Origin of the sequence: Henriciella sp. (assembly GCF_029937755.1) — a bacterium.
Classification (GTDB): domain Bacteria; phylum Pseudomonadota; class Alphaproteobacteria; order Caulobacterales; family Hyphomonadaceae; genus Henriciella.
Window position 1 is genome coordinate 313,740 of sequence record NZ_JAPYPG010000003.1, and the last position, 24,421, is coordinate 338,160.

The window sequence follows — 24,421 nt, forward strand, 5'->3', positions numbered from 1 at the left end:
TTCCCTCAATCTGTTTTGGAAACACTGAGCCGAAGCCCGTTCGGCTTGCAACAGCGACCTTGCGGAAAGCCCGCCGTCAAAAGAAGAAGAAATAGACCACGAAGCCGACAAAAAGCAGCACGCCCGAAATCATCAGCTCGGACTCGTGCTTCTCAAGCAGATCCTCTGCGCGCTCGCCGACCAGCATCACCAGGAAGGCCAGCGCAAAATAGCGGATCGAGCGTGACAGCGTAACGGCGATGGTGAAGAGGGCGATGTTGTAACCGGCTGCGCCGGCGGCGGCGACCCCCACCTGGAAAGGAAAGGGCGTAATCCCGATCATGAACAGCGTCGCAAAGCCATCGGACCTCAGCTTGTCCAGCGTGTTCTGATAGGCCTGCTCGGCATCGAACATGCTGACAAGCGGCTGGATCGCATCATCGGCAAAGGCAGCGCCGAGCCAGTACATGACAAGTCCACCAAGCACGTTGCCGAGCAGGAGTGCGGCGGCAACAAGCCAGGCTGTCTTCCGACGCAAGACCATGATTGGCAGGAAGACCGGCTCCATGGGTACCACAACGATTGTGTTCTCGATAAATCCGATCAGCACGGATACCGGTAGCGACCATGGGCCCTCGCCCCAGTCGGAAATCTTCTGGCGAAGCGTCTTCTTGCTCTTGCGGGGCGCGGTCTCGGACATCTGCTTTTCAAACGGCCTTCCTTCGGCAGCGTTCCCCGGTTTGTCTGTAATAGCCAGCCAGCATCATCGGCCCCTATTGCCACAGCGCCTGCATGCGCTACTTCCGCATCGCTGACGCTGACAACCGGATCCTGCCCGTGGCCTCACCTACGCTCGACAAAGTCTACCGTATGCTCACCTCCGAGGATGAGGGCCGCGTCTGCCGCGATATTCCCGAGAGCGCCTGCAATCACCAGCCGCAGAATTTCCTGACCCACATCGTGTCGCTCGGAGCCACCAAGACGGCTGACGGGCTCATTGATCCAAAGCTCGTTCTGTCCTGGCTGCTGACCCAGCTCGGCACGCCGGCAGCCTTCATCGGCCTGCTCGTGCCTGTGCGCGAAGCCGGTGCCCTGCTGCCGCAACTCTTCACCGCCGCATGGCTGCGCACCCTGCCGCAGCGCAAATGGGCCTGGGCCGCCGGCAGCGTGGTTCAGGGTCTGGCGGCCATCTGCATAGCGATCGCAGCGCTGACCCTTGAGGGCGTGGCCGCGGGCATCGCCATTGTCTCGGCGCTCGCCGTCCTCGCGCTGGCGCGAAGCGTTTGCTCGGTCACCTACAAGGACGTGCTCGGCAAGACGGTTTCGAAATCCCGTCGCGGCACAGCGACCGGAGCGGCGGCCTCCGTCTCGGCCCTGTTCGTCATTCTGTTTGGTCTGGCCCTCGCCTCAGGGGTCTTTGAGCGTATGGCCCTCGTCCCTTCGGCAATCTTCGTCGCGGGTGGCCTGTGGCTGATGGCGGCCCTGCTCTTTTCCACACTGCAGGAAGAAGCAGGCTCGACCGAAGGTGGGCGCAATCCGCTACGTGCGGCATGGCAGAACTTTTCCCTGCTCGCAAAGGACGCACAGCTCAGGCGCTTCATCGCGACACGCGGGCTGCTCATCTCGACCGCCCTTGCCCCGCCTTTCATGGTGGCACTGTCGGCAAGGGAGAGCGCAGAGAATGCGTTTGGCGGTCTCGGCCTGCTGGTCGTCGCGTCCGCCGGTGCGTCGCTGCTGAGTTCCTATGTCTGGGGACGGCTGGCAGACCGGTCGAGCCGCAAGGTCCTGATCTTCTCAGCCATCGCAGCGACGATCGCCCTGGCCGCCACGCTTGGCCTCGAGACGGCCGGGCTTCTGGGCACGGTGTGGGCGCTGCCGCTTGTCATCTTTGCGCTGATGATCGCCTATCAGGGCGTACGCCTTGGCCGTTCGACGCATCTGGTCGACATGGCCACACAGGAAACGCGGGCGGCCTATACAGCGCTCTCCAACACGATCATCGGCCTCCTGCTCGCGCTTGGCGGCGGATTCAGCCTGCTGGCGGAGTATGGCGGCGTCGCCATCGTAATTGGCGTTCTGGGTGTAATGAGCGCGGCGGCCGCTATTGTGGCTCTTGGACTGGATGAAGTTCAGGAAAGATCAGGCGCTGACACTTGATTGCCGTGAAAAATGGCGCACCCTGCGCGCATGAGACTTGCCACGATTCTGCTTACCGCTGCGCTCTGCGCCTGTTCCGGCCCCGCTAACGACGAGCCGGAGGCCACGACCGGGGACGTCACCGAGACCGGCCTTGTCGCACAGGGCCGGCAAATCGCTGAAAAGAACTGTGCCGAGTGTCACGCGCTCGATGCGACGTCTGACAGCACGCACGAGCAGGCGCCGCCCTTCCGCACCCTGTCCCAGCGCTATCCCATCGACAGCCTGCAGGAGGCCCTCGCGGAGGGCATTGTGGTCGGCCACGAAGATATGCCGGAATTCAGCTTCGATCCGGACGATATCGATGCGTTGATCGCCTTCATCGAGAGTATTCAGACCGAAGACGGCTGAGCGGACGGATCGCGTTCGAGGTCTTCGTCAATCTGCTCACGCGTCGAGACCTGTTCCTCCACTTCCTCAAGCGTCTGCGGCTCATTCGGGTGACAGGCATCGCTGCCGTCATCCATGACCCCTTGCACGACCTGATCATCCTCCATGTCGCAGGGCTTGCGGCCTTCGAGGAAGGTATTCAGCCAGGACAGTTCCGAGTTGCGCTCCGAAAACGCCTTGAGCGCAATCAGCATGGGCGTCGACAGGAACATGCCAACAAAAGACCAGAGCCAGGCCCAGAAGGCGATGGAGAGGAAAACCGCGACCGCATTCAGCCGCAGGCGCCGGCCGACGGCGACCGGCGTAATGAATTGTCCTTCCGCGGAGTTTATCAGCCAGTAGGCAAAGGGCGGCGCCAGAGACAGCCAGAAATTGTCATACGTCACCACGCCCATCATGAAGGCGAATACAATGCCGATGATCGAGCCGACATAGGGGATGTAGTTCAACGCAAAGGCCGCCACACCGAAGAAGACCGGGTCCGGCATCCCGAGCAGCCACATGGCAACACCAACGAGAATGCCGAGCGCGGCGTTGATGCCCGTAATGGTGAGGAAATAGGTCGATAGCTGCCGCTCCATATCGCGGGCAATCATCAGCGCCTTCCGCTTGGCACTGAGGTTCGGCATGACCTCGACGAGCTTTTCATAGAACATGTCGCCTGACGCGATGAGGAAGGTGGCCAGCACGATGGCGAGGCCAACCTGGCCGGCAACATAGGGCGTCGTCTGCGCCCACAGGCTGAAGATACCCTCTTCGCGCACCACGACACGCTCGGGTGCCTCCGGGGCCGATTGCTGCATCTCCTCCAGCTGCTGTCCCGCCTGGCGTACCGGTTCGAGAACCCCGGTCATCTCGTTGACCCGTTCCTGCACCTTGTTCATCAGCTGGGGCTCGTCGCTGACAATCGTCGCCAGCGAACTCGAGACCATGAAAAGCAGGATCGCGCTGATCGCGCAGAAGACGATCATGATGATCCCGGCGGCGAAACCTGGGCCGATCCCCACCTTGCCGAGCGCCCGGCGGATCGGACTCAGGATCAGCGCCAGCAGCAGAGCAAAGACGACGGGAATAAAGAAAGACTGGGCGAAGGATAGCGCCGCAACGGCCATCATCACGAACAGGCCAATAATGGCCCAATGTGTCGCCGCCTCAGGCCGAACTGGCAAAAAACCCTGTTTCAAGAAGACTGCCCTGACTCATCCCGGCCGGCGCCAGCAGGGCAACAGCCATCCCACTCTTAACGGACTGCAATGCAAGCCGGTTCCCTCTTCACACTGTAGCTCGCGAGCCGTTCCCCTCCAGCGCTGATCGGTGCTAGCAAGCAAAGGGGGGAAGCGAGCGGGAACGGGACATGACCACGCCATTCCGATGGAGCTTTGACAAACGCGAACAGCTCGGCAGCTGGATCGAAGATGTACCCGGTTTTCACAAACCGCACCGGGAAGACATCGATGCCCTTCGTTCTGCCGCCGCCCGCATCCTCGCCATGAGCGACGGCGCCGATCTCGCCTTCATCGGGCGGTCGCCCGAGAACTTCAATGACTATCTCTGTGGATGCTTCAGCGACCTGGAGAGCGTCCCCTCTCTCAATCTTGTGCCTTTCTCGATGCGCTGGATCGGTCAGGGCGAAGCGGCCTCCATCCCCACCCACAAGTTCAGCGGCCTTCGTGAAGCGCTGGAAGCGCGCGGCCTGTCCCCGGCGCGCATCGCAACGGCAGACAGGCCAACCGCGCTTGTCGACATGGTGGCCTATGGCGGTACGATGGAAGCGCTGGTCAAAGTCCTCCACCGTATGGCGGCAGAGGATGGGACCGACTGGAATGCCGTGCAGCGGCGGCTGAAGATCATAGGTCTGACCACCCGCAAGAAGAACAGTCCGAACACCTGGCGCTGGCAGCAGAACCAGACATGGCTCGACCTTGTTCCTGACGCCAACATCAAGAACGTCTCCGCGCCAGCGGGCTTCATCTTCCTGATTGCAAATGGACAGGACAAGGTCACGCGCTCCTTCCACTATGGCCGCTGGGACAGCGATGAGGCAGGCGCTGACACACCGGATGAAGAGCAGCGCCGCGCCATGAAACTCGCCGCATGGCTTTACGACCTTGGCGGGACGCGCGAGGAGCGCCAGCGGCTGTCCAGCCTCATCACGAAGCGTCCGGAGATGAAGCAGCCCGCCACCCGCGCCCTCGTCTCGGCCTTGCGCAGGATATGACGTCAACGGAGTAATTGACACATAAACGTCATGAAGTAAGCCGGTGCCAATCTTATCTCGGACCGGACATGCGATTCTTGCAAGGAACAGGAAAACCGTTTGCCCCCGCCTTGGCTGCTATGGGGGCTCTCTGCGCCCAGACCGCAACGGCACAGAATACGTCTTCGATCTCCTCCCCGACCGTAACCGCGGGTGACCGGAGCGTCGAGTACCGGTTTGGCTGGGTGCCCGGCGAGGACGGCCTGGATGACAGCTTTGCGCATCGCTTCGACTACGGGTTCTCTCTCAATTCCCGCAGCAGCCTGAAACTGAATGCCCGGTTCGAGGAAAAGCCGGGAAGTGACCTACGCTTCGACAATTTCAATGTCGAATACCTCATGGAACTGACCCCGGAGACAGCAAAGGTCTGGCAAAGCGGCATCCGCTTTGATGCGCGTATTTCCAACGGGCCGGATTCCGAACGCATCGGTATCGACTGGCTGAACCGCTGGCGGTTGACGGACCGGGTCCAGGCCCGCGGCATGTTGATCGCAACACGGTCTTTTGGCGGCAATGCGGATGACGCAATAGCCTTCGAAGCCCGCTCAAGTCTGTCGGTCAAACTGAACGGCGATTACGACTTGGCCGTGCTCGGCTTCTTCGATTTCGGAACCAGCGACAACTTCACGCTTGATGACCAGACCCGGCAAGTCGGCCCGACAATCAGCGGGCCGCTTGGCAATGGCTGGTCATGGACGGCGGGCAACCTGTTCGGCCTGTCAGACGATGCGCCGGACAATGATGTCCGGCTCTGGATCTCGAGGGACTTCTAGACTCAGTCGAACAGGACGACCTGCCGAGCCACCGTGCCCTTATTGTCCTTGAGGTTCTGCAGTGCGCCCGTAATCCCGTCGAGACCGATGCGGTCGGAGACAAGATCGTCGAGATGCAGCCGGCCCTGCTTGTAGAGCTCGATCAGGCGGGGGAAGTCGATCCGGAAGCGGTTCGACCCCATGACCGCGCCCTGCAGCCGCTTCTCGGTCACCAGCAGCTCGATACCCGGCACCTCGATGTTCACACCCGGCGGGATCATGCCGATAATGGTCGAAACCCCGCGCGGACGCAGCATCAGATAGGACTGTTCGGCCGTCTGCTTGAGGCCGATACACTCAAAGGAATAGTGCACGCCGCCGCCGGTCAGCTCCTTCACCTGCAGCACGGGATCGCCCTTGTTCGGATTGACGAAATCGGTCGCGCCGAACTTCTTCGCCAGGGCGAGCTTCTCGTCTGAAAGGTCGATCGCGATGATGCGCGACGCCCCGGCAATCGCGGCGCCATTGATCGTCGACAGGCCAACGCCGCCGCAGCCGACCACGGCCACGGTCGAGCCCGGCTCAACCTTGGCAGCATGGAAGACGGAGCCGACACCCGTAATCACCCCGCACCCGATCAGCGCGGCCCTGTCCATCGGCATTTCCGGATCGATGGCGCAGAGCGCGTTTTCGTGAACAAGGATCTGTTCGGCGAAAGAGGACAGGTTCAGGAACTGATTGACCTTTTCACTCCCCGCCTTGAGGCGCGGCGGTTCGTCTTCCTCGCGGTTGAAGAATTCGCGGTTCACGGTGTGGCAGACCGACATGTGGCCAGACAGGCAGAACTCACACGTGCCGCAGAAAGGCGAGAGGATGGAGACGACATGGTCGCCGGGCTTCACCGCGCTGACCATGGAGCCCACCTGCTCGACAATACCGGCGCTTTCATGGCCCAGGATCACCGGCAGTTCGGCGGGAAAAGCGCCATCCCAGAAGTGGACGTCGGAATGGCAGACCCCCACCGCCTTGAGCCGCACAAGCACCTCGCGCGGGCCCGGCTTGGAAATGGATACATCCTCGATCGAGAGCGGCTGGTTCGGCGCCCGCATCACGGCAGCTTTCATAGGGGTCTCCTCCACATGTTTCCTCAAGCGCTCTTTGTGGCGCTTCCGGCATTACAGTGTCAGCAGAGGCCTGCATTGGAAAGGCTGCCGCAGCGAGAGGCTGGGCAGATCCTGTCTAACAGGCAGGAAGACTGGTCGAGGCCTAACCGAACGGCCTGTCTATGGAGGGAGACAAAGGACTGAATAGCTTCGGCCCGTCTTCTGTCATGTAGAGGCAATCCTCCAGGCGCACGCCGAACTCGCCGAAAATGTAGATGCCCGGCTCGTTGGAGAAACACATGCCGGGCGCCAGCAGCGTATCCTCGCCCTCGACGAAATTAACCGGCTCATGCCCGTCCATGCCAATGCCGTGACCGAGCCGATGAGAAAGCCCCGGCGTTTCGTAGCCCGGCCCATAGCCCTTGCTTTCATAAAAGGCGCGCACGGTCTCATCGACAAGGCCGGCACGCACGCCCAGCTGCGCGGTTTCGAGCGCCAGTTCCTGTCCCGCCTTCACCGTGTTCCAGACGTCGCGCTGCTTCTTCGTCGGCTCCCCGAAGACCCAGGTACGGGAAATGTCAGACTCATAGTCGTGCACGCCACAGCCGCAGTCCATCAGGATGACCGACCCGTCGCGCACCGTCTGCGGCGTGTTGGTGCCATGCGGATAGGCGCTCGCCTCATTGAGCAGAACCATGGAAAACTCGACCGATCCGCCAAGCTGCGTGGTCGCCTCGTTCATCATCGCGGAAATCTCGCCCTGGCTCATGCCGGGTTCGACCTTCGGATGGATATGCTTGTAGGCCGCGAGCGTGATGTCGTTGGCAACCTGCATGAGGGCCAGTTCCGCGGGCGACTTGTACATGCGCACGCCGCGCGTAACGCTCATTCCGGAGACAAGATCGAAGGCGGGCGCTGCCTCAGCGATACCGTTGGAGACGAAATGACGGACCGTCTCCTCGATGGCGATCCTGCCGTCTTCATAGCCCCGGTCAGAAAGCGCCCCCGCGACGAGCGCAAATGGATTCTCGTTCTCGTGCCAGGTTCGGACCTGCGTCTCCACCTTCACGCTTTCCCGGATCGAGGGCTCCTCGAAGTATGGCGTGATGACCACGGGCGTGCCCTCTCGCGGGATCACGACGCCTGTGAAGCGCTCTGATCGCCACCAGCGAATCCCGGTGAAATAGGTGAGCGCCGAGCCCGCTTCGATGACCAGTGCGGTGATGCCCTGCCGCTGCATCAGTGCCTGTGCCTTCTCGATGCGAAGCTGGTGCTCTTCCGGAGAGATGGGCGTGGCTTTCGCCGCGAGATCGGGTAGCTCGCCACCGGCACCCCCCTGCGCCCAGGCGCGCGGCGCTCCGACGGCTAGGCCAGCTGCGCCGCCTGCAATCAGAAAATCCCGTTTTGTCAGCATGCCGCCCTCCCTCTTGTCGAGCGGGCAGTCTGCCCATCATCGCCTATTTGTCGAGGCACCACCGCATGATGGCCTTCTGGGCGTGCAGGCGGTTCTCGGCTTCGTCGAAGACGAGCGAGTTCGGGCCGTCGATGACTTCGGTGTCGACTTCCTCGCCGCGGTGGGCGGGCAGGCAGTGGAGGAATTTCGCGCCGGGTCTGGCGAGGTCCATCAGCTCTTCTGTCACCGCATAGGGTTCAAGCTCGTCGAGCCGCTCATCGGCATCGGTGTCGCCCATGGAGACGAAGGTGTCGGCGATGACCACATCGGCCCCGGCGACAGCGTCCTCTGCGGTATCGTAAAGCTCGATACGGCCCTGCAGCTCGCGCGCCAGCTCGACATCATCCTCTTCCGGCGCATAGCGGTTCGGTGTGCCGACCGCGAGCGTGAAGCCGAATTTTGCCGCCGCATGGATGAAGCTGGAGCAGACATTGTTACCATCGCCGACCCAGGCGAGCCGGGCGTCTTTCAGGTCAACGCCATGCTCTTCCAGCGTCATCAGGTCCGCCATGATCTGGCAGGGATGCGAGCGGTCCGTCAGACCATTGATCACCGGCACGCCAGCTGATTCCGCAAAGTCTTCCACGTCCGCATGATTGTTGGCGCGGATCATCACCATGTCGACATAGCGCGAGAGGACGCGGGCGGTGTCGCCAATGCTTTCGCCACGCCCGAGCTGCATGTCATTGGCGTTGAGCACGATCGAGGTACCGCCGAGCTGGCGAATGCCGACATCGAAGCTGGTGCGGGTCCGCGTCGAGGACTTCTCGAAGATCATGGCGAGGATATGCCCGTCCAGCGGAGCCTCCTCATCGACACGCCCCTTCGGCCAGCCCCGGCGAGCCGTCTTCATCGCATGCGCCTCGTCGAGGATCGCGCGAAGCTCGCCCGCCTCAAGCTGCCACAGATCGAGAAAATGCCGGATCGCCATTGCCGCCTCCTCCTGCAACCGCCACGGTTGCCCCAAAGCGGGCGCCATATCGGAAAATTACGGCTCTGCAAAGAGAGGGGGCGAGGAAGCGCGGGGAATAGGCCGCGCAGCTTGCTTCGGAACGCCGGGAGCCTACAGTCCGGAACATGACCTCCCAGCCAGACAGCCCCGTCTCTCTCCAGGATGCACCACCCGACGGCCCACTGCTCTTCGGTTGCGTCCTTGATGGGCAGGGCGGAGCCACCGCCATCGACTGGGCGTCGGCACGCAAAACAGCCGGTGACACCTCTGACGGGACGCTCTGGCTACATCTCGATCGCGTTTATAAAGGCCTGGACGACTGGCTCGTGGAGAGCCTTGGCCTGAACGCAGCCACTGCCGACCTGCTCCTGTCCAACGAGACACGACCGCGCGCCTTCTGTGAAGGCGACAGCCTGATCACTGTGCTGCGCGGGATCAATTTCAATCCCGGGGCCGAACCCGAAGACATGATCGCGATGCAGATCTGGTGTGACGGCAACCGGCTGATCACGCTGCGCCGGCGCCGCCTGCAGACCCCGCGTGACGTTCATGCCGAACTACTTGCCGGCACCGGCCCGGCCACGGCAGGCGACCTTTTCACCGCACTGCTCGAACAGATGGTCGCCAAGATGAGCCGCGCCATTGTCGACATGAACGACCATATCGACGCGATGGAAGAGATAGAGGAGGATGACCGCGATCACGAGGTGATGCTCACCAAGATCGCAGACATCCGGCGCAACTGCCTCGCCCTGAAACGTTACATGTCCCCGCAGCACGAAGCGCTGGTCCTGATCCAGAAAAACCCGCCAGCCTGGCTGTCGGACGAAAACCTCGCGGACATCCGCGAGACCGGCGAACGCCTGCACCGCTACCTTGAAGACCTTGATGTCTCGAAGGAAAGCGCCATCGTTCTGCAGGATGATCTCAACAATCGCACAGCGGCCAGGATGAACCAGACGATGTATATGCTCTCCATCGTCGCGGCGATCTTCCTGCCGCTGTCATTCCTGACCGGCCTGCTCGGCATCAATGTCGGGGGTATGCCCGGCGTCGAGTCGCATTACGCTTTCTGGATAACGGTCGGCCTCCTCGCAGCCCTGATGGGGCTCCAATTCTGGATCTTCAGGAAGCTTAAATGGCTCTAGCAAACCGCATGCTCTCCTTCGCTCTGCGTCAGGAGGGGCCCCAGCCCGATATCAACGGGACCGAAGACGCTGCCGAGGCACCTGCGGACACGGGGGGCGACAGCGGCGAAGAGAATTTGGTCACCAGCCATCTCGACTGGGAAACGCTGAAACAGCAGGCCATCGACGGCTATGAAACCTTCCGGGAGAATTTCGTCTCCTGGGGATCGCTCTGGCAAGCTGGCGCCTTCCTCGCAGCAGTCGCGTTGGGCTGGCTGTGCTCGCGCTATCCGGCCTCACGCCTGCGCCGGTACGCTGAAAATCGCGAGCAGAATGATGTTCTGTCCAGGCTCGCAGTCTCCGTGGCACGCATTACCTGGCCCGCCTTTGTGGTGCTTTTCCTCTGGATTGCGACGGCAACATTCGACGCGATGGGGCTTCCCAATGCCGGGCTTCGCATCGCCGCCAGCCTGATGAACGCATGGATCGTCGTGCGCTTCATCACCTCCAACATGAAGGAAGGCTTCTGGCAGACAGCGCTGGCCGTCCTCGCCTGGACGGTTGCGGCGCTATACATCCTGCACCTTCTTGGCCCCGTCACCGATGCGATGAATGCCGCCGCCTTCACCATTGCCGGCGTGCAGATCACGCTGCTGCGGGTCATCACCAGCATCGTCATCGCCATCGTCGCGCTTTGGATCGGGCGGGTCGCCGGCGACGCGGCGCAGTCGCAGCTGCGCTCCAACAAGACGCTCAACCCCTCCATGGCCGGCCTGCTCGGTCAGGTGCTGAAGGTCGGGTTCATGGCAATTGCCATCCTGATCGCGATCTCGACCCTTGGCGTCGACCTGACCACGCTCGCCGTCTTCGGCGGTGCCCTCGGTGTCGGTATCGGTTTTGGCCTTCAGTCGATCTTCTCGAACTTCATCTCCGGCGTGATCATCCTGTTCGAACGCTCGGTGAAAGTCGGAGACTTCATCGAGCTGCAGTCAGGCGTCACCGGCTTGGTGAAGGAAATCAACATCCGCTCGACGCTCGTCACGACGAACGACAATGTCGACATCCTTGTCCCCAACGAAGAATTCATCAAGGCGCAGGTCATCAACTGGACCCTGCGCGATGCCCGCCGGCGCATGCATGTCGAATTCGGCGTCGCCTATGCCTCGGACAAGGAAGAGGTAAAGAAGGCCGCCCTGGAGGCCGCCCAGGAAGTTCCGTGGACCTATGACGACACGCCGGGCCGCGAACCGCAGGTCTGGCTCACAGGCTTTGGCGACTCCGCGCTCGATTTCGAGCTGGTGATCTGGCTCACCGAAGAAGCGGTCAAGAAGCCGTCACGCGTGAAAGCCGACTATTACTGGGCCCTGCACACCGCGCTGACCAAATACGATATCGAGATCCCCTTCCCGCAGCGCGACCTCAATTTCCGCAATGCCGGGGAGTTCAAGGTTCTTACCGGGCAGGAGGAAACAGACTAGCGCTTCGCAACCCAGTCGAGCGCGGCCTCAAGGGCCAGGTCTTCCCCATTGCCATTGTCCGCCAGCACCGGCTCGGGCGGGCGCCAGAGGTGACGGTCGGTGCCGTCCAGGTGCATCAGGTTATAGGTCGGGAAGCGCACGCTGTATCCGCTGGCGGGGAGGTCGAAGCTCTCAATGCCGCCAGCCAGTCCCGCCATCTCGCTGCCGAAGACACGTCCGCGCCTCATCCCGTCAAAGCCGACGGCCATGCCCTCGCCCATGCTGCCCGTCCAGCGCCCGACAAGGACAGCGACGCGTCCTCTCGCGCGCCACGGTCCTCGCGACGCCACACGGCGCACAGGATCTTCATGCCAGCGCGGACCGGTCCGCTGATAGGGTTTCACCCCGCGAATGAACCGCGCCAGCACAGGCTCGGCAACGCCGGTATTGCCGCCGCCCGGCGTATTGCGCAGGTCGAGGATCCATCCATCGACGCCGCGCAACGCTTCAAGCGCTTCATTGAAAGCCGTGACGGCATCCTGCTGCCCTAGTGAATCCTCGAAACGGATATAGCCGACATCGCCGTCAAGCCGGCGAACCGTGAGGCGTGTGTCGGTCCCCGGCGTTGCCGGAGGACCGAGATCAAGCTCGAAAGCGTCTCCGTCCCTCTCGACGGTGACCCGTCTCGGCTGGTCGCGGTATCCTGCCGCCTGCGCATTCAGGGCCCACTCAAGCCGTGCTTCACTGATCGTGTTGCGCTTGACCATCATCCGCTGCATCGCAGCCGAGAGCACCGGCACGCCGTTCAGCGCTGTGACCCTGTCGCCGACAGCCAGCCCTGCGCGGGCAGCGCCAGAGCCGGGCCGCACGGCCGTCACGACGACAGCCCCATTGCTCATCTCGACATGATAGTCGCTGCCAGACGGCACCAGGCGCGGAGAATCCGCGGAATTGACGCTCAGGGAAACATGATTGTCGTAGAGCTGGTCGAGCATGCCTTCCAGCAGGTCGAGATGTCCTGCCGGGGTTTGCCCCGTTTGCCGCCGCGCCCGCTCAAGCCCTTTGCGACAGGCCGCCTCCCAGACCGTTTCACGAGCCTCGTAATAAGCATAGTGGCTGCGGACCAGTTCGCAGAGGACGCTCACATCCTTCTCGGCCCCTGAGCGGTCATCGCTGACGCGATCGGCGTCGGCGGCGCCAGCGAACAAAACAGATGCGCCCAGCACCGCACTCAGCGGCGCCGCAAGACGCAGCAGCCACGCCGTCATTTTCCGAGCCGCCTGAAATGAATGGTCTTGCCAAGTCCGAACCCGATGAGGACGCAGATCACCATCAGGACGATCCTGCTTGTCGCGAACTCGAAGCCGAGGAAGTTGACGCTGATCGCCGCCATGTTCTGGATGGCGAAAACCACCACCAGGATGAGAAGGGCGATCGCGATCCAGTGTCTTGCCTGTTTCATGGTGATCTTCTTCCTCTCTGTCTGACATCTCCAATGCTGGCGTTCCGGCCTGCGAGGTCAAGCCCCGATGTCGCAAGCGGAACGCCGGACCTGTCCGATCCGTTAGGTTCTCATGGCAGAAATAGCCGCCCTGAAAACCCTTCGCGAAACCCCGCTATGGCGCCGTTTTGGCTCGCCGGCCTACCGCACGACGATGCGCATCGCCGGAAAGGCCGGCGAGGATGATGTCGCGCTGGTTGCAGGCGGCGTGGCATTCTACGCCTTCCTGTCAGTCTTCCCGGCCATTGCCTGCGCACTCATGGTCTGGGGCCTGTTCACGACGGAGGCCGAACTCCGGACCTATCTGGAGCTGCTCAATGCGGTCGTGCCCGATGCTGCTTACAAGCTCATTTCCGACCAGATGGTGCGTATAGCCGACAGTCAGGTCGCCGGGCTTTCCTGGGGGGCGCTGTTCTCACTGCTGCTCGCGCTCTGGTCAGCCTCCCGGGCGGCGAATGCGCTGCTTATTGCGGTCGCTGTCACCTATCATCGTCATGTCAGGCGCGGCTTCATCCGGCAGAACCTGATCGCCCTGGCCTTTACCGGCGGCGGGATTGTCTTCGCCCTGCTCTCGCTCGCTGCGATCGGCGCCGTCCCCCCGATCATCGAGGCGCTGCAGCTTGGTGCCTTCGTCGATGCCCTCCTGCGGATCGTACGCTGGCTCGGCCTGCTCGCCCTGTTCCTGGGCGGCATCTACATCTTCTACCGGATCGCACGACCTCACGGCGTGGCTTACGCCCAGCAACGCACAAGGCCCGTCATCCCCGGGACGCTGGTTGCCGGCGCCATCTGGCTATCGGCTTCGGTCGGCTTCTCCTTCTACCTCGGCAACTTCGCCGACTATAACGAGACCTTCGGCTCGCTCGGCGCCGCCGTCGCCCTGCTCATGTGGCTCTGGCTTTCGGCGGTTGCGATCTGCATCGGGGCTGAAACGAATGGCGTGATGGCACGCGAGGTCCGCGCGCAGGAGCACAAGGACGAGCGTTGACGTTGCGTCCATGCTTGCCCGCGGCAAACACATGGATACCCTCCGGACCGATAAAGGGAGGAATTCATGAAACTTTACACATCCGTTGGCCCCAACCCCCACGTCGTTCGCATGTTCATGGCCGAGCGCGGCATTTCGATCCCGACCGAGGAGATCGACATCATGAAGGGCGATAACCGTCAGGCGCCCTATCTGGAAAAGAACCCTCATGGGCAGTCCCCGGCGCTCTTCCTCGACGACGGTACCCTGATCACCGAAATCACAGCGATCTGCGAGTATCTCGACGAGACGCAGCCGGGCGAGAGCCTGATCGGCTCGACGCCGGAAGACCGCGCCCAGACACGTCGCTGGACCCGCTGGGTCGACCTCAAGATCGTCGAACCGCTGACCACCGCCTTCCGCGGTGCCGAGGGCCTGCCCATGTTCAAGGACCGGATGCGCTGCCTGCCGGAAGCCGCCGAAGGGCTGAAAGCCTTCACGCAGGACAATATCGCCTTCCTCGACAAGCAGCTTGCGAGCCGGGACTATGTCGCCGGCGAGAGGTTCACCCTCGCCGACATCCTGCTCTATTGCTTCCTCGCCTTCGGCGAACAGGTCGGCCAGCCGCTGAACCGGGATTTCAAGAACGTCGCCGCCTGGTTCGACAGGGTTGCCCAGAGGGAAAGCGCGGGGGTCTAGGCTCCCGCCTCGACGGACTGTTCCTCGTCGCAGATCTCGATCAGCCGGTTGAGCTTGTCGACAAAGTCGTCGAGGCCGTCGGCTCCGAAATCCTTCTCGATGCGGGCATTGATCGACAGCATGTGTTCGCTGGCGCGTGCAATGGCGTTTTCGCCATCCCTGGTCAGCGTCAGGACCCAGGAGCGGCTGTCGCTTTCGCTGCGGGCCTTTTCCAGCATGCCGAGGCCAATGAGGCGGCGCACCATGGCCGTGATGGCACTGTCATTGAGGCGCAGGTCGCGCGCGAGGCTCGTCTGGTTCAGCTCCTTCACCGCCGCCACGCGCGTCAGCACACCAAGCTGCGGTGCCGTGATCCCGGCCACTTCGACCAGCTGCCGGTCTGTGACCTTGCGCAGCTGCTGGGCTGCGATCTGGAGCCTGGAATAAAGCCTTGGATTTTTGTGTCGCGCCGTCATGCCCTGCCCTTGCGCCACGCCATCGCGGCGGATATACTTCACTAGTGAAACATTAAGCCGCTGCTGGCGGAAACGCAAATGCCGCCCCAGCGAACAAGCCCCTAACGCTAGAGTCTCTGGGAGGAGATTAAAACCATGGATACCGGAAGCCTCGAAAAAATGGACGTACGCGATCCGCTGAACGATCTGCGCATGTCCGAAGAAGCCGTGCCGCTCTACGAGCACGTCAAGAAGTTCATCAAGGAAGAAGTCGAGCCGATGAGCATCAAGTTCCACGAGCTTGGTGAAGGCCGCGCAGACCGTTTCGCCTATGCGCCGGGACAGCTCGAACTGCTCGACGAGGTCAAGCAGAAGGCCAAGGATCAGGGCCTGTGGAACTTCTTCCTGCCGGATGCCGAAACCGGCGAAGGCCTGAAGAATCTCGACTATGCCTACATCGCTGCCGAGCTCGGCAAGAATTCGCTGGCCTCGGAAAGCATGAACTGTGCTGCCCCTGATACGGGCAACATGGAAGTGCTCGAGCGCGTCGGCACGAAAGAGCAGAAAGAGACGTGGCTGAAACCGCTGCTCAACGGCGAGATCCGTTCGGCTTTCGCGATGACCGAGCCGCACACCGCCTGCTCGGATGCCCGCAATGTCCGCACCCAGGCCGTGCTCAAGAACGGCGAATGGGTCATCAATGGCGAGAAGTATTACGCCTCCGGCGCCGGTGACCCGCGCTGCAAGATCATGATCGTCATGGTTCAGACCGACCCGGACGGCCAGAGCCATGAGCAACAGTCGCAGATCCTCGTTCCGATGGACACGCCCGGCGTCGAGGTGCTCGGGCCCATGCATGTCTTCGGCAAGGATGACGCGCCGCACGGTCACATGCACATCCGCTTCACCGACGTGAAAGTGCCGGAAGAGAACATCCTGCTCGGCGTCGGCCGCGGCTTCGAAATTTCGCAGCTCCGCCTCGGCCCGGGCCGCATCCACCACTGCATGCGTTCCATCGGTGCGGCCGAGAAAGCGCTCGACCTGATGCTGGAACGCGGCATGAGCCGGGATGCTTTCGGCAAGCCGCTGATCAAGCTCGGCGGCAACCAGGAAAAGGTCTCGCGCGCCCGCATCGAGATCGAGGCCATGCGCCTGATGGTGCTCAAGGCCGCCAAGGCGATGGACGTGCTCGGCAACAAGGAAGCCCGCGTCTGGATCTCCATGGTGAAGGCGATGGTGCCGGAACGCGTCTGCAAGATCATCGACGACGCGATCCAGATGCACGGCGCCACGGGTGTCTCGCAATGGACCCCGCTTGCCGACATGTACACCAGCCAGCGCACGCTCCGCCTCGCGGACGGCCCGGACGAGGTTCACCACATGGTCGTCGGCCGCAACGAAATCGGCCGCATGGGCATGAAGGGCATGAAGAAATAGGCTTTGATGCCTAACTGAATGAAGAAAGCCGGCACCCGAAGGGGCCGGCTTTTTTAGTTTGGTCTTTGCTTCGATCTGAATAGCCAGAGCGCGCGTAACGCACCAGTCAGCGCTAATATCAAGCCAACCGTCAGGCCTAATCGCAAATGGCCGACCGACAGATCGCCAAAGGAGTCAAAAAGAATTCAGTGAAGACAAATTCCGGCAAGCGCTCCGACGAGAAAGCAGGCCCCTAGAGCAACAAGCCATCTCCACACGAGCAAGAAGTTGCCTACCCCTCCATCTCCCACGCGCTCAGCGCCTCGTCCATGACGCCGACGGCCTCGCGCACGTCTTCATCCTTGATGATCAGCGGTGGGGCGAGGCGGAGCACATTGTTGCCGGCGACGCCGACGAGGAGGTTCTTGTCGCGGCAGGCCTGCTGCACGGGCTTCGGCGCGGCCTTGAGCTTCAGGCCGGTAAGCAGGCCCTTGCCGGTGACGCCGTCGACCTTGTCGGCATGGCTGTCTGCGAGGCTTTTCAGCCCCTGCGCCACCGTCCCGGAGACCCGGCGCACTTCGGCCAGGAAGTCCTCATCCGAGATGATGTCCCAGACCGCATTGCCAACCGCCATGGCGAGCGGGTTGCCGCCATAGGTCGACCCGTGGGAGCCAGGCTGCATCGGCAGGCCGACCTCTTCGGTCATCAGGCAGGCGCCGAGCGGGAAGCCGCCGCCAATGCCCTTGGCGAGGCACATGATGTCCGGCTGGGCGTTTTCGGCCCATTCATGCGCGAAGAGCTGGCCGGTCCGGCCCATGCCGCACTGGATCTCGTCATAGATCAGCAGCGCCCCACGCTCGTCGCAGAGCTTGCGCAGGCCTTCCAGGCATTGCTCGGGCATGGCACGAACGCCGCCTTCGCCCTGCACAGGCTCGACAAACACCGCGCAGGTCTTGTCAGTGACCGCCGCATCGAGCGCATCATGGTCACCCCATTCGATCTGCCTGAAGCCTTCGATCGGCGGGCCGAAGCCCTCAAGGTATTTCGGATTACCGCCAGCATTGATCGCGCCGAGCGAGCGGCCATGGAAGGCGCCGGTGAAGGTCACGAACTCGATGCGGTCCTCGTCGCCCTTAGACCAGTGATACTTGCGGGCCGCCTTCAACGCGCATTCGACGGCCTCGGTGCCGGAATTGGTGAAGAAGACGCGGTCAGCGAATGTGCGCGCGCAGATCTTGCCGGCGAGCTCTTCGCCCGCCGGGACCCGGAACATGTTGGAGAGGTGCCAGAGCTTTTCGGCCTGCCCCGTCAGAGCCTCGACCAGTTTCGGGTGCGAATGGCCGAGCGCGTTGACCGCGATCCCGGCGATAAAGTCGAGATACTCGGTGCCGTCCTCCGTGTAGAGGCGCACGCCCTCACCGCGCTCGAACACCTCCGATGGCGGCGCGTAGACAGGCATGATGTGGGCGCGCGGATCTGACATTCCTTGAACTCCGATTTTGAACCTTGAAAGCCCATCGCATGGCGGGGGCAGAAATCAAAGTCAACATGGACGACTGGCCGCGGCCTTCAAGCCGTCGCCTGCAGGCTGTCGATGCGATGGTTGCAAATGCAATTATGCATGGGCGACATGCCGCTATGGCCCTAGCCATGCAGGACCATAAATCCTATCTGGCGCGGCGTTGGTTGCAAGCGCAAGTGCTAACAGCGTTGTAATAATTGTTTTTCGATATGGACTTGACGTTATTCGATAAAGGTCTATATTGAATATCAATAACAACAGAGAGCCCGGTTGGCGATACCCTGACGCCCTGACCCTGAGCCGCCAACCGGGTTCCACTCTTAGAGAAACTCCATTATTCGGGGCCCCGCAAGGGGCCTTTTTTCTTGTCAGTCTGTGCCGGACACAGGCTCGAATCCCCCCTGCATGCCGTGCAGCCTGGTTTCCGGCCACCCGTCCGGCGGTCCGTCGATCAGCCAGGCGGTTGTGAAATCCGGATCCATGATACGCGCGCCTGACGATTTTATCGTGTACTCACCGGACGCCGCGCGCCGATAGGACTGGAGCGGATATGGCGGCAGGATGAACTCACCCGTGCCGTCTCCCTTCGCCAGCACCACGCCTTCGTGCCTGCTGGCGCGTATCACCCGGCCATAAAGCTGAAATCGCTCGGCGACCGCTCCCTCCTCATCAAGAAAGGAAAGCCCGGCCAGCACGATCTTGCCTTCAAGCTCAGCCAGACTAGCCGGGTGCTTGCGGAAGAAGCGGGCAATGAATCGGCTCAGGCGGTCGAACATGCGTCAGCCTTTTGCAGCTTGGAACGGCATCATATCCAAAAACCGTGAAACCGTCCGGCTTTGACTTGCCCACGCGCAAAACAACCCAATATGAGCAGGACAATCAGCTTGTGCCGGAGGGGAGATCTTCGCCGCAAGGAGACAAAAAAACGGCGCGACCATCGGGTCGCGCCTGTAAGAGTTCTTGCAGCGTTTCCTCCCAGAAACTTGCAGGACTTGTATCGCCGTTTTTCTGTCACATTGTCAAGCGTTCGATTTCAGATTGGTAACAAACTTCGTAAATGAGGGTGTTTCCCGGTCGAAAATGAACTCTGTGCGCAAGATTGTAACCGGGCCCACCCCTGTTTCAGCGATCGCCCGGGCATTTTTTACCGCGCTGAAGGAGGGCGAGAGGACGGAAGTTGCCGAAACAGGCTGCATCCCTTCGGCGCTGATAACGCTATCGGGGATCGGATTCGCCGCCACGAGCATGCGAGTCGCGTCCGCCGATTCCACGGCCTCGACCGAGGCCAGCAGTTTCTCCAGTGCGCCAAGCGCGTCCTCGCTCCAGTCCGCCCTGAGCGAACCGGTCAGCGCGGCCTCACTTTTCAGGATCACACCATCATCGAGCACCTTGAGCGAATTCGCCTTCAGCGTCGCGCCAGAGGATGTGATGTCGACGATGACCTCGGCCTGCCCGGAACTCGGCGCCGCCTCCGTTGCGCCTGCGCTCTCGATCAGGCGGTATTCGCCGACCGATTTCGCGGCGAAGTAATTCCGCGTCAGGCGCAGATACTTCGTCGCCACCTTCATGCGGCGGCCATGGCGCTGCCGGAAGCGGGCCCCGGCCGCCTCGAGGTCGCTCATTGTGTTCACGTCGAGCCAGGCAGCCGGGACGGCAACCACGACATCCGCCCCGCCAAAGCCGAGCCGCTTGATCACAGAGGCATCGCGCGACAGGTCGGCGGAAAGGTCATTGAGCAGGTCTTCGCCGGTCACGCCAATGTGGAAGGCGCCGTCGATCAGGCCCTGTGCAATCTCGCGCGCAGACAAGAGCAGCACGTCCGCCTCGGGCAGGCCTTTGAGTTCTGCCGTATAGCCGCGCTCGCCACCGGCCTGTTTCAGAGAGAAACCGGCCTTGGCGAACCAGGCTTCGGCATTGTCCTTCAGCCGCCCCTTGGACGGGATAGCGATGGTCAGGCGGCTCATGATGCCCCTCCCCCATTGAGACGGTCCGGGCGGACAACACCGCCAATTGCGCTCGCATCCACGGCGCCTGCCGAGAGCTTGGACAGCAGCGTGTCATAACGCCCGCCCGCGCCGAACGGATGACGGCTATCGGCTTCACCCGGCCGGAAAAGCTCGAACAGGAAGCCGTCATAATAATTGAAGCGCCGTCCGAAGGGCGTGCCGAAGCGGGCAGCCTTCATGAAGGCCGGCGCAGCTTCCCGCATCTTCGAGACACGTGCATCAAGGCGATCGAGCACGGGTTCCACCCCGTCGATCCCGGCCTGGCGTGCAATGGCAAGCAGCGCATCGGCGGCCTGCTCCGGCGCGCAGTCGACGGCCATCACCGATTCGAGCGTCTGACGGGCAAGGTCCGGCGCGCCGCCATACTCCGCATCGGCGGCTTGCGCGAGGAGGCCTTCGACAATCTCGTCAATGGAGCGTGTGCCTTGCGTCTGGATACCTGACAGCGCGAAGATATCGGTGACGATGGCCTTGGCTTCAGCCGGGCTCGCGCCTTTTAGACGCGCAGCAAGGCCATGGGCCGGCTGGGCGGGCTTTGCCTTCAGCAGCGCTGACACCCCGCCCACCTGCCGGAAAGCCCGCTTCAGCGCCTCGGCGAGGCCGGGCGCAAGATCGAGCGCATCGACAAAAGCCGGGAAGACGGCGAGGTCGCCCATGCGGGTCTCGCTCTCGCTGACACCGCTTGCCGCGGCCGCCTCGCAGACCAGCGCGAAAGCCTCCGCATCGGTCTGCGCATCAGAAGGCGCGCCATAGCGCTCGAAGCCCACCTGCATGAACTCCATCGAATCGCCCGCCACGGATGGCAGGCGGAAGGCGCGCGCAGAATAGCGCTTCAAGGTTTCGTCAGACACGCCGGCCTTGGCCTGCGCGATGGCGAGCGGCAAGGTGAGGTCGGGGCGCAACGCGCACTCCTCGCCATTCTCTCCGACAAAGACACAAAGCCGGGCGCGCACCGCTTCGCCGGAGAGCTCCAGCGGCTGGTTCGCCGGCATGACGATCGGCGGGTCACACAGCTCGCCGCCAAGCTGGGCGAACACGTCCTCAGGGCTGCTCATTCCGACGCCTCCACGATCTCACGCACCCGCGCGATCATCTCGGCACGCGGCGCTTCGAACTGGCCCGGGCGGGCTTCGCGGTATTCCTCATTGGACTTGATGGCAGCCGCCTGCTTCGCGCCTTCCTTGAGGTCCTTGATGGTGACCACGCCCTTGGCGATCTCGTCCTCGCCGACCATGATCGCGACAGGCGCGCCGCGCCGGTCGGCATACTTCATCTGCGGACGCATGCCGGACGAGCCCATATAGGCTTCCGCCCGTATACCGGCGGCACGAAGCTCGGTCGCGAGCTTGAGCGCCTCTGTCGGGTCTTCGCGATTGAGGTTCAGGACGACGACAGGCCCGTTCAATGCTTCGATGTCGCCGCTGATGGCGAAGGCCGTCGCCAGCCGCGAGATGCCGACCGAGAAACCGGTCGCGGGCACCTGCTGGCCGGTAAAGCGAGCCACGAGATCGTCATAGCGCCCGCCGCCGCCGACTGAGCCGATACGCACCAAATTGCCATCCTCATCGACGGTCTCGCGCAGCAGCTCCGTCTCGAAAACCGGGCCGGTATAATATTCTAGCCCGCGCACGACAGATGGATCGAAGAGGACATCGCTGTCCGGGCAGCTGAACGCTTCAAGCCCGCGCGCGATGGCGGCGAGTTCATCAAGCCCGGCTTGCGCCTCGTCGCCGGTCCCGACGGCCTGGCCGAGCGCTTCCAGCGTCTCACTGCGCGTTGGCCGGCCCGCCTGGGCGAACGCCATAACGCGATCAATGCCAGCCGTGTCCAGGCCTGCGCCCTTGGTAAAGTCTCCGCTCTCATCCTCGCGTCCCGGACCGAGCAGCAGCTTGACGCCCTCCTCGCCGAGCCGGTCGAGCTTGTCGAGCGCGCGCAATATAGTGAGGCGCACCGCATCGCCATTTGCACCGACGCCGTCGAGCACGGCATTGAGCAGGCGGCGGGTGTTCACCCGGACGGCAAACTCCCCATCCCCTGCCCCGGCCGCGCGCATCGCTTCAGCCGCCATCGCCACCATCTCCGCATCGGCATGGGCCCCTGCGGCACCGACCGTATCAGCGTCGCATTGCAGGAATTCGCGGAAGCGTCCCGGCCCCGGCTTCTCATTGCGCCAGACCGGCCCGGCGGCATAGCGCCGGAAGGGCTTGGCCAGCGTCTGCCAGTTCTCGGCGGCAAACCGGGCGAGCGGCGCGGTCAGGTCATAGCGAAGCGAGATCCACTGCTCGTCATCATCCTGCAGCGAGAAGACCCCGGCATTCGGGCGGTCATCATCAGGCAGGAATTTTCCCAGCGCGTCGGCATATTCGAACGCCCCGGTATCGAGCGCCTCGAAGCCCCAGCGGCGGTAGACCGAGGTCACCCGGTCGATCATCTCGGCCTGGGCATGGATCAGCCCCTCGCGCCGGTCCGGAAAGCCGCGCGGCTTGCGGGCGAGGTCCTTGCCACTCTTCGGCGCGTCGGGGTCCTGTTTCTTCTTGCTCATCGTCTGGTCCTGTTCATCTCGCTCGCGCTTCGCCTTAGACGAAGCCGGAATGAGTGTGAAGCGGACGCACTGGACGAGACACGACAACCGGGGATCGGCTTGTCTGCCTCTGGCGGTTCAATGTCTGGGAATGAACACTTGAAGAGAGGCGCAGCCGGACCGGTTCGCGCCTCGTCGGCGCGTCACGCGTGGTGATGGTGGTGGTGCGATCTCGTATTCATTGAGGCGCTGGATATGGGGCGGGCGCAATGAAGTCAAGCTGGAGGGCCTGTCAGGCGAGCGGCATGCGGCTTGCTTCGCCTCTGAGGAGAATTTGGAGATCGTGCCGTCATGAAACGCCTGCTTGTTGCCATCGCTGCTGCCGCCCTGCCCTTTACCGCATCCGCCTCGCCGGAGCTTGTCGGTGACTGGGGCGCGAAGGCGAGTGATCTGCGCGACGAGACCGCGAGCCTGATCGCGCACATTGATGAGGCCGGCACAGCCGATATCCCGGACAGCTACGAGATCGAAATCCTGCGCTTCGCGGCGGCCGCCCAGCAGCTCGGCCACTGGGTCGATGGCAATGACGGCCCCTCCGACCTTGGCTGCATCTTCCGCGGCATGGCCGAGGAAGGCGAAGTGCAGCTCGATGCCCTCTCTGACGCCGAGACCCCGCGCACCACCCGCCAGAGCCTTGTACGGCTGGCGACCATGTTCTCGGATGCCGAAGTCATCGCCGTCGCCGCAACGCATTCCTCCAGCCATGAGGCCCCGGCGGTTCAAACTGAAATCGCAAGCTGCCCGGCCAGCGCGGCGGTTGCGAAAGCGGCGCTAGGCTAGGCTTCTTTCGGAAACCGCTTCGCGAAGGCTTCCGGGTCGAAGATGCGGATGATGCCGGACTGACTGCCGGTGGCCATCAGCGTGCCATCGTCGGCGAACATGGCGATGCGGCCATGCACGAAACCATTGTGGACACCTTCGATCTGGATGTCGCAGCAGACCCATTCGGTCTCCACGATCTTGCGGATGCGCAGCGTATTATCGAGAGAGTTGGCGCCGGCCGGAAGCCCCAGCGCGTGGCTTGTGCCGGACGGCACGAAATCATTGATGATCGCCAGCATGGCCGAATCGATCGGTGCCCCGGTCTTCGCCCGGCCCCACAGGACGACGCGGCCATCCTCGCTGCGTCCGCCGGAAATCTGCCGGCGCGGGGCGTAACGGCCCTGGGCGACCCGCATGTCGAGGAAGGTGTGGAGGTCCTCCGAGGTCTCGTCAAAGCGCGGCATGGGCGGACAGTCTTCGGGCGGGGCGACATCCGGCTTGGTCAGCCACTGATGCGATTGGTCGGATTCGCGTTCCCCGACAGCGGCATTCACCGTGAAGATCTCACGCTCGGCAATATGGGCGAGCACGCGCGCCTGGGTGATGTTCTTGCCGACAATGGGGGCCCGCACATCCACATCGACGACATCCGGCGGGTTGGCGAAGGAGAGGTACTGCGCCGTCGCCCAGATGCAGGGCCGGCCCGTGGTGCGCTCGAGCGCGGTGATGGCGGTGGCGAGGCCAACGCCGCCGAACAGGAATTTGTGGCCGGGCGGGCCGACGCAGAGACGCTCCTCCACCGGCAGATAGAAGCGGTGCGGATTATGCGTCGATTTCAGATCGATAAAGGCGGAATCACTCATGGAA

24 protein-coding genes are annotated in these 24,421 nt (G+C 62.7%); 10 read left to right on the plus strand and 14 right to left on the minus strand.

From position 1 onward, the window contains the following. Positions 1–76: 76 nt before the first annotated feature. The gene (locus Q1K29_RS09120) at positions 77–679 is read right to left on the minus strand and encodes a VTT domain-containing protein (protein ID WP_300393650.1); all 603 of its coding nucleotides are present in this window, start codon (positions 677–679) and stop codon (positions 77–79) included. 92 nt (positions 680–771) lie between these two features. Here Q1K29_RS09120 and Q1K29_RS09125 point away from each other — a divergent pair, with 92 nt between their 5' ends. Together Q1K29_RS09125 and Q1K29_RS09130 are read left to right on the plus strand one after the other, a co-directional pair. Continuing rightward, entirely contained in the window at positions 772–2,136 is a 1,365-nt protein-coding gene (locus Q1K29_RS09125) for an MFS transporter (protein ID WP_300393653.1), read from the plus strand. A gap of 30 nt (positions 2,137–2,166) precedes the next feature. Next, entirely contained in the window at positions 2,167–2,526 is a 360-nt protein-coding gene (locus Q1K29_RS09130; RefSeq protein ID WP_300393655.1) for a cytochrome c, read from the plus strand. Here Q1K29_RS09130 and Q1K29_RS09135 read toward each other — a convergent pair. After that, entirely contained in the window at positions 2,508–3,734 is a 1,227-nt protein-coding gene (locus Q1K29_RS09135; RefSeq protein ID WP_300393658.1) for an AI-2E family transporter, read from the minus strand. The genes Q1K29_RS09130 and Q1K29_RS09135 overlap by 19 nt on opposite strands. 185 nt (positions 3,735–3,919) lie before the next feature. Here Q1K29_RS09135 and Q1K29_RS09140 point away from each other — a divergent pair, with 185 nt between their 5' ends. Together Q1K29_RS09140 and Q1K29_RS09145 are read left to right on the plus strand one after the other, a co-directional pair. Beyond that, on the plus strand, positions 3,920–4,783 hold the full coding sequence (locus Q1K29_RS09140) for a hypothetical protein (protein WP_300393661.1): 864 nt from the start codon (positions 3,920–3,922) through the stop codon (positions 4,781–4,783). Positions 4,784–4,851: 68 nt separating this feature from the next. Then, the gene (locus Q1K29_RS09145) at positions 4,852–5,595 is read left to right on the plus strand and encodes a hypothetical protein (protein ID WP_300393664.1); all 744 of its coding nucleotides are present in this window, start codon (positions 4,852–4,854) and stop codon (positions 5,593–5,595) included. Between the two features lie 2 nt (positions 5,596–5,597). Here Q1K29_RS09145 and Q1K29_RS09150 read toward each other — a convergent pair whose 3' ends face one another. The 3 genes from Q1K29_RS09150 to argF form a co-directional block, all read right to left on the minus strand. Beyond that, positions 5,598–6,698 (minus strand): Zn-dependent alcohol dehydrogenase, encoded by a 1,101-nt coding sequence (locus Q1K29_RS09150; RefSeq protein ID WP_300393667.1) that lies wholly within the window; start codon positions 6,696–6,698, stop codon positions 5,598–5,600. 142 nt (positions 6,699–6,840) lie between these two features. Further along, positions 6,841–8,091 (minus strand): Xaa-Pro peptidase family protein, encoded by a 1,251-nt coding sequence (locus Q1K29_RS09155; protein ID WP_300393670.1) that lies wholly within the window; start codon positions 8,089–8,091, stop codon positions 6,841–6,843. 43 nt (positions 8,092–8,134) lie between these two features. After that, entirely contained in the window at positions 8,135–9,061 is a 927-nt protein-coding gene (argF, locus tag Q1K29_RS09160) for an ornithine carbamoyltransferase (RefSeq protein WP_300393673.1), read from the minus strand. A gap of 146 nt (positions 9,062–9,207) precedes the next feature. Between argF and Q1K29_RS09165 the strand changes: the two genes are divergently transcribed. Together Q1K29_RS09165 and Q1K29_RS09170 are read left to right on the plus strand one after the other, a co-directional pair. Beyond that, positions 9,208–10,230 carry a zinc transporter ZntB gene (locus tag Q1K29_RS09165; protein WP_300393676.1) on the plus strand — a complete coding sequence of 341 codons (1,023 nt, stop codon included), beginning with the start codon at positions 9,208–9,210 and terminating at the stop codon, positions 10,228–10,230. Further along, positions 10,221–11,687: a mechanosensitive ion channel domain-containing protein gene (locus tag Q1K29_RS09170; RefSeq protein WP_300393679.1), complete on the plus strand. Its 1,467-nt coding sequence runs from the start codon at positions 10,221–10,223 to the stop codon at positions 11,685–11,687. The genes Q1K29_RS09165 and Q1K29_RS09170 overlap by 10 nt, the downstream gene beginning before the upstream one ends. Here Q1K29_RS09170 and Q1K29_RS09175 read toward each other — a convergent pair. Together Q1K29_RS09175 and Q1K29_RS09180 are read right to left on the minus strand one after the other, a co-directional pair. After that, positions 11,684–12,934 (minus strand): S41 family peptidase, encoded by a 1,251-nt coding sequence (locus tag Q1K29_RS09175; RefSeq protein WP_300393682.1) that lies wholly within the window; start codon positions 12,932–12,934, stop codon positions 11,684–11,686. The genes Q1K29_RS09170 and Q1K29_RS09175 overlap by 4 nt on opposite strands. Beyond that, positions 12,931–13,128, minus strand: coding sequence for a hypothetical protein (locus Q1K29_RS09180; protein ID WP_300393685.1), 198 nt, complete (start codon positions 13,126–13,128; stop codon positions 12,931–12,933). The genes Q1K29_RS09175 and Q1K29_RS09180 overlap by 4 nt, the downstream gene beginning before the upstream one ends. A gap of 112 nt (positions 13,129–13,240) precedes the next feature. On the opposite strand from Q1K29_RS09180, the gene Q1K29_RS09185 reads away from it, so the two are divergent. Both Q1K29_RS09185 and Q1K29_RS09190 read left to right on the plus strand, forming a co-directional pair. After that, the gene (locus tag Q1K29_RS09185; protein WP_300393688.1) at positions 13,241–14,155 is read left to right on the plus strand and encodes a YihY/virulence factor BrkB family protein; all 915 of its coding nucleotides are present in this window, start codon (positions 13,241–13,243) and stop codon (positions 14,153–14,155) included. Positions 14,156–14,221: 66 nt separating this feature from the next. After that, on the plus strand, positions 14,222–14,833 hold the full coding sequence (locus Q1K29_RS09190) for a glutathione S-transferase family protein (protein WP_300393691.1): 612 nt from the start codon (positions 14,222–14,224) through the stop codon (positions 14,831–14,833). Here the strand turns inward: Q1K29_RS09190 and Q1K29_RS09195 are convergent. After that, entirely contained in the window at positions 14,830–15,330 is a 501-nt protein-coding gene (locus tag Q1K29_RS09195; RefSeq protein ID WP_300393692.1) for a MarR family winged helix-turn-helix transcriptional regulator, read from the minus strand. The two genes, Q1K29_RS09190 and Q1K29_RS09195, sit on opposite strands and share 4 nt — an antisense overlap. A 93-nt stretch (positions 15,331–15,423) precedes the next feature. Between Q1K29_RS09195 and Q1K29_RS09200 the strand changes: the two genes are divergently transcribed. Continuing rightward, positions 15,424–16,704 (plus strand): acyl-CoA dehydrogenase family protein, encoded by a 1,281-nt coding sequence (locus tag Q1K29_RS09200; RefSeq protein ID WP_300393696.1) that lies wholly within the window; start codon positions 15,424–15,426, stop codon positions 16,702–16,704. 271 nt (positions 16,705–16,975) lie between these two features. Here the strand turns inward: Q1K29_RS09200 and Q1K29_RS09205 are convergent, their stop codons facing one another. From Q1K29_RS09205 to hisS, 5 genes are all read right to left on the minus strand, one after another. Beyond that, the gene (locus tag Q1K29_RS09205) at positions 16,976–18,166 is read right to left on the minus strand and encodes an aspartate aminotransferase family protein (protein WP_300393699.1); all 1,191 of its coding nucleotides are present in this window, start codon (positions 18,164–18,166) and stop codon (positions 16,976–16,978) included. 407 nt (positions 18,167–18,573) lie between these two features. After that, positions 18,574–18,981, minus strand: coding sequence for a hypothetical protein (locus Q1K29_RS09210; protein ID WP_300393702.1), 408 nt, complete (start codon positions 18,979–18,981; stop codon positions 18,574–18,576). Between the two features lie 243 nt (positions 18,982–19,224). Then, positions 19,225–20,169 carry an ATP phosphoribosyltransferase gene (hisG, locus tag Q1K29_RS09215; RefSeq protein ID WP_300393705.1) on the minus strand — a complete coding sequence of 315 codons (945 nt, stop codon included), beginning with the start codon at positions 20,167–20,169 and terminating at the stop codon, positions 19,225–19,227. Further along, positions 20,166–21,266, minus strand: coding sequence for an ATP phosphoribosyltransferase regulatory subunit (locus Q1K29_RS09220; protein WP_300393708.1), 1,101 nt, complete (start codon positions 21,264–21,266; stop codon positions 20,166–20,168). Before Q1K29_RS09220 ends, hisG begins: the two co-directional genes overlap by 4 nt. Next, positions 21,263–22,753 (minus strand): histidine--tRNA ligase, encoded by a 1,491-nt coding sequence (gene hisS / locus Q1K29_RS09225; protein WP_300393710.1) that lies wholly within the window; start codon positions 22,751–22,753, stop codon positions 21,263–21,265. The genes Q1K29_RS09220 and hisS overlap by 4 nt, the downstream gene beginning before the upstream one ends. A 330-nt stretch (positions 22,754–23,083) precedes the next feature. Between hisS and Q1K29_RS09230 the strand changes: the two genes are divergently transcribed. Beyond that, positions 23,084–23,572, plus strand: coding sequence for a hypothetical protein (locus Q1K29_RS09230; RefSeq protein ID WP_300393713.1), 489 nt, complete (start codon positions 23,084–23,086; stop codon positions 23,570–23,572). Here the strand turns inward: Q1K29_RS09230 and Q1K29_RS09235 are convergent. Beyond that, positions 23,569–24,417, minus strand: coding sequence for an acyl-CoA thioesterase domain-containing protein (locus tag Q1K29_RS09235; RefSeq protein WP_300393716.1), 849 nt, complete (start codon positions 24,415–24,417; stop codon positions 23,569–23,571). The genes Q1K29_RS09230 and Q1K29_RS09235 overlap by 4 nt on opposite strands. Positions 24,418–24,421 lie beyond the last annotated feature (4 nt).

Excerpts from the sequence above, each read along its gene's own strand:
- Q1K29_RS09120 (WP_300393650.1), bottom strand. The coding sequence starts at position 679 with ATGTCCGAGACCGCGCCCCGCAAGAGCAAGAAGACGCTTCGCCAGAAG.
- Q1K29_RS09125 (WP_300393653.1), top strand. The coding sequence starts at position 772 with ATGCGCTACTTCCGCATCGCTGACGCTGACAACCGGATCCTGCCCGTG.
- Q1K29_RS09130 (WP_300393655.1), top strand. The coding sequence starts at position 2,167 with ATGAGACTTGCCACGATTCTGCTTACCGCTGCGCTCTGCGCCTGTTCC.
- Q1K29_RS09140 (WP_300393661.1), top strand. The coding sequence starts at position 3,920 with ATGACCACGCCATTCCGATGGAGCTTTGACAAACGCGAACAGCTCGGC.
- Q1K29_RS09145 (WP_300393664.1), top strand. The coding sequence starts at position 4,852 with ATGCGATTCTTGCAAGGAACAGGAAAACCGTTTGCCCCCGCCTTGGCT.
- Q1K29_RS09150 (WP_300393667.1), bottom strand. The coding sequence starts at position 6,698 with ATGAAAGCTGCCGTGATGCGGGCGCCGAACCAGCCGCTCTCGATCGAG.
- Q1K29_RS09155 (WP_300393670.1), bottom strand. The coding sequence starts at position 8,091 with ATGCTGACAAAACGGGATTTTCTGATTGCAGGCGGCGCAGCTGGCCTA.
- argF (WP_300393673.1), bottom strand. The coding sequence starts at position 9,061 with ATGGCGATCCGGCATTTTCTCGATCTGTGGCAGCTTGAGGCGGGCGAG.
- Q1K29_RS09165 (WP_300393676.1), top strand. The coding sequence starts at position 9,208 with ATGACCTCCCAGCCAGACAGCCCCGTCTCTCTCCAGGATGCACCACCC.
- Q1K29_RS09170 (WP_300393679.1), top strand. The coding sequence starts at position 10,221 with ATGGCTCTAGCAAACCGCATGCTCTCCTTCGCTCTGCGTCAGGAGGGG.
- Q1K29_RS09175 (WP_300393682.1), bottom strand. The coding sequence starts at position 12,934 with ATGACGGCGTGGCTGCTGCGTCTTGCGGCGCCGCTGAGTGCGGTGCTG.
- Q1K29_RS09180 (WP_300393685.1), bottom strand. The coding sequence starts at position 13,128 with ATGAAACAGGCAAGACACTGGATCGCGATCGCCCTTCTCATCCTGGTG.
- Q1K29_RS09185 (WP_300393688.1), top strand. The coding sequence starts at position 13,241 with ATGGCAGAAATAGCCGCCCTGAAAACCCTTCGCGAAACCCCGCTATGG.
- Q1K29_RS09190 (WP_300393691.1), top strand. The coding sequence starts at position 14,222 with ATGAAACTTTACACATCCGTTGGCCCCAACCCCCACGTCGTTCGCATG.
- Q1K29_RS09200 (WP_300393696.1), top strand. The coding sequence starts at position 15,424 with ATGGATACCGGAAGCCTCGAAAAAATGGACGTACGCGATCCGCTGAAC.
- Q1K29_RS09205 (WP_300393699.1), bottom strand. The coding sequence starts at position 18,166 with ATGTCAGATCCGCGCGCCCACATCATGCCTGTCTACGCGCCGCCATCG.
- Q1K29_RS09210 (WP_300393702.1), bottom strand. The coding sequence starts at position 18,981 with ATGTTCGACCGCCTGAGCCGATTCATTGCCCGCTTCTTCCGCAAGCAC.
- hisG (WP_300393705.1), bottom strand. The coding sequence starts at position 20,169 with ATGAGCCGCCTGACCATCGCTATCCCGTCCAAGGGGCGGCTGAAGGAC.
- Q1K29_RS09220 (WP_300393708.1), bottom strand. The coding sequence starts at position 21,266 with ATGAGCAGCCCTGAGGACGTGTTCGCCCAGCTTGGCGGCGAGCTGTGT.
- hisS (WP_300393710.1), bottom strand. The coding sequence starts at position 22,753 with ATGAGCAAGAAGAAACAGGACCCCGACGCGCCGAAGAGTGGCAAGGAC.
- Q1K29_RS09230 (WP_300393713.1), top strand. The coding sequence starts at position 23,084 with ATGAAACGCCTGCTTGTTGCCATCGCTGCTGCCGCCCTGCCCTTTACC.
- Q1K29_RS09235 (WP_300393716.1), bottom strand. The coding sequence starts at position 24,417 with ATGAGTGATTCCGCCTTTATCGATCTGAAATCGACGCATAATCCGCAC.